The sequence below is a fragment of the Microcoleus sp. Pol12B4 genome (assembly GCF_036701385.1).
GTDB lineage: Bacteria > Cyanobacteriota > Cyanobacteriia > Cyanobacteriales > Microcoleaceae > Microcoleus.
On the sequence record NZ_JAUBQR010000010.1, the window covers coordinates 1 to 3554 of the forward strand.

General features: G+C 46.9%; 1 protein-coding gene. It reads right to left on the minus strand.

Annotated elements, in window-relative coordinates:
- The coding region (locus tag QUA38_RS02805; protein WP_333158990.1) for an amino acid adenylation domain-containing protein at nt 1-3554 on the minus strand (3554 nt) is incomplete at both ends.

Sequence of the window (3554 nt, forward strand, 5' to 3'; positions counted from 1 at the left end):
TCATGCTTAGCTTTTCCCTCGATCTAAACAGAGTAATTCGCTGCGGATAAATTTTCGGTCGATAGCTGAGAGTTGCTTGACTATTAGCCTGAAATACAGTAAACATTGAGGGAATTGCCAGCTCGCGCCAGCTCCGTTCTTTTGACTCCTGAGATAGGATGCTAACCATAACTGCCTGTTTCCAATTCCAGCGATGCAAAAAATTAGCGGTCAAATTAAGCATCTTATTTAATTTCGGAAATTTGGCAGCAATAGCGCCACTTTGAACATTTTCCGCAGCAGCCACCAAGCGAAAATAATCTACTACAAAAGGCCAGATAGAGCGCGAAACAGTAGTCAGAATAAACTTGCAACCGTCCCAAAAAGAAGGTTTGTTAGCAGAAACCGGCGCTAAAGTATCCAACACAGCAAGTAAAGCCACTTCATCCCCCGCTGCGAGAAACTGTTGAGCCATCTCAAAAGCAACCAAACCTCCAAAAGACCAGCCTCCTAAAAAATAAGGCCCTTTTGGTTGAACCGTACGCAAGGCTGCGATGTAGTCAGCCGCCATGTCTTCAATGCTAGTTAACGGAGAACTTTCGCCGTCAATACCCTTTGGTTGCAGCCCGTAAAACGGTTGATTTTCTCCTAGCTGAAATGCTAAATCGCAATAAGGAAATACGACGCCAAAGATGGGATGGACGCAGAAGAACGGGGGATTTGTACCGCGAGGCTTAATTGCAACTAAAGGCGACCATTCCAGAGAATTTGTTTCTGAAGATAGCGAATCTGCTAAAGCTTCAATTGTCGGATTTAAAAAAAGAGCAGACAGCGGCAACTCGCGATCAAATTGCTGGTTAATCTCATTGATGAGGCGGATTGCCAGCAGGGAATCTCCACCCAAATCGAAGAAGTTATCGCCAATGCCAACGCACTCTGCGTTGAGGATTGTGGCCCAAATTTTGGCGAGGGTTGACTCGGTTGGTGTGCGAGGTGCAAGGCAGCTTTTATCTATTGGATTGCTAGTTAGATTCCTCGGTGCAGGTAGGCGCAGGCGGTCAATTTTGCCATTGGGAGTTAGGGGCAGAAAATCCAGCGCCACAAAAGCACTGGGAATCATGTAATTGGGCAGTTGTTGTTTGAGGAAATTGCGTAATTCCCCGGGATTAAGCGTCTGATTGTGATTGGGGACGACATAAGCAACTAGGCGTTTGTTGCCACACACATCATCCACAGCAACCGCCGCTGTTTCTTTGACTGCTGGATGCTGAACCAGCAGCGCTTCAATTTCTCCCAATTCTATTCGATAACCGCGAATTTTTACCTGTTCGTCTGTGCGGCCTAAAAACTCAATATTGCCGTCGGGAAAATAGCGAGCTAAGTCACCAGTTTTATAAATTCGTTCTCCTGCTTTCTGGCTAAACGGATTAGCAATAAATCGCTGGGCGGTTAATTCGGGGCGGTTCAGGTAGCCTCGGGCCAATCCGCTGCCGCCGATGTACAATTCACCGGGAATTCCAACGGGTAGAGGCTGTAAATTTTCATCTAAAATATAGAGTTGAGTGTTAGCTATTGGGCGGCCGATTGGCGGTTTTTTGCGCTCGCCAATTTCGGCCAAACTTGACCAGACTGTCGCTTCTGTAGGGCCGTAAGCGTTAAAAAATCTGCGCCGGAAAGCCCAGCGTTTAACAATCTCCGGGGAACAGGATTCGCCAGCACAGATGATTGTTTGCAGTGCGGGAAGTTCGGCGTTTGGAAGGACAGCTAGCAGCGAGGGCGGGAGGGTAGAGTGGGTAATAGCATTGTCCTGCAAAAATTGGATTAATGTTTGTCCTGGCAACAAAGATTCTTTCTTGGCACAGAAAAGTGTTGCTCCGGTTCCCAAGGCCATGACAATCTCAAAGATTGAGGCATCAAAACTCAGGGATGCGAATTGCAAAATGCGGTGATTTGAGTTTAAGTTAAAAACTTCAAGTTGAGCTAGGACTAAGTTGTAGAGTCCCCGATGTTCGATTAAAACGCCTTTGGGTTTTCCGGTTGAACCAGATGTGTAAATGACGTAGGCTAGGTTTTCTGGTAGGATATTTGTAGTTGGGTTTTCTGGGCTTTGTCGGGCGATAATTTCTCTGTCGGAGTCCAAACACACTACTGAAAAAACTCCGTAATTTTCCGGCTGCGTCAAGTTTTTTGCTAAGTGCTGCTGAGTTACCAAAATCGACACCTGAGCATCTTTTAACATGAAGTTAAGGCGCTCTTGAGGATAAGTTGGATCTAAAGGCAGGTAGGCTGCGCCTGCTTTGATAATGCTTAGCAATCCGACGATCGCATCTAAGGAACGTTCTACACAAAGGCCCACTAAAACTTCTGGTGCTGCTCCCAATTGCTGCAAGTAACGTGCAAGTTGGTTGGCTAGGCTGTTGAGTTGGCGGTAGGTTAAGCGCTGGTTTTCAAAGACGGCGGCTACAGCATCGGGCGATCGCGCGACTCGATCTTCAAATAGCTGATGGAAACACTGGTTTTGCGGATAATCTCTCTGAGTGTCATTCCAATCATTTAATAATTGCTGGTATTCTGGCGCTGTCAGCAAAGTCAAGTCGCTGAGGTGCTGTTTGGGATTGGCAACAATGGCTTCAAGCAGCCTTTGGAAATGTCCCGCCATGCGCGCAATTGTGTCGCTATAAAATAAGTCTGTGCTGTAGACAAATTGCCCTTGAATACTTCCTGCATTTTCCCACAAGTGGCACTCTAAATCGAGCTTGGCGGTTCCCGCGTCAAAGTCGATCGCCTCGAAAGCAATTCCCGGCAATTCTAGCGCTGCTACAGGAGTGTTTTGCAGGCTAAAACTAACTTGAAATAGGGGGTTGCGGCTCAACTCGCGATCGGGGTGCATTTCCTCAACCAGCTTCTCGAAGGGCAAATCTTGGTGAGCGTAGGCTGCCATTGCGACGTTTTTTACCCGATGCAATAGTTCCCGAAAAGTTGGATTTCCTGATAAATCTGCACGCACCACCAAACTGTTGACAAAAAAACCGATTAATGCTTCTACTTCGCTCAGGTTGCGATTGGCGATCGGCGTTCCTACTGCAATATCTACTTGTCCTGTATAGCGGTACAGCAAAGTTTGAAAAGCGGCTAGTAGAGTGATAAATAAAGTCGCGCTTTCTTGCTTGCTCAATGACTTTAGCGCCTCGCTCAAAGCAGGTGATAGTGTTATAAATTGTTTAGCGCCGCGGTAGGATGGAACGGCTGGTCTTTGCCTGTCTGTTGGTAGATTGAGTGCGGTAATTCCGTTTAACTGCTGCCGCCAATAAGCTAACTGGGTTTCTAATACTTCGCCCTGCAACCATTGGTGCTGCCATTCTGCAAAGTCGGCGTACTGCACGGGCAGTGCTGGTAAGTGCGAGATCCCATTTTTTACAAATGCTGTGTAGAGCGTTCCCAGCTCTCGAATTAGCACTCCAATCGACCAACCATCAGCCACAATATGATGTAAATTCAGCAACAATATATGTTCTGTTTCACTGAGTTGTAACAGCGTTACTTTGAATAACGGCCCGGCGGCTAAATCGAAAGGG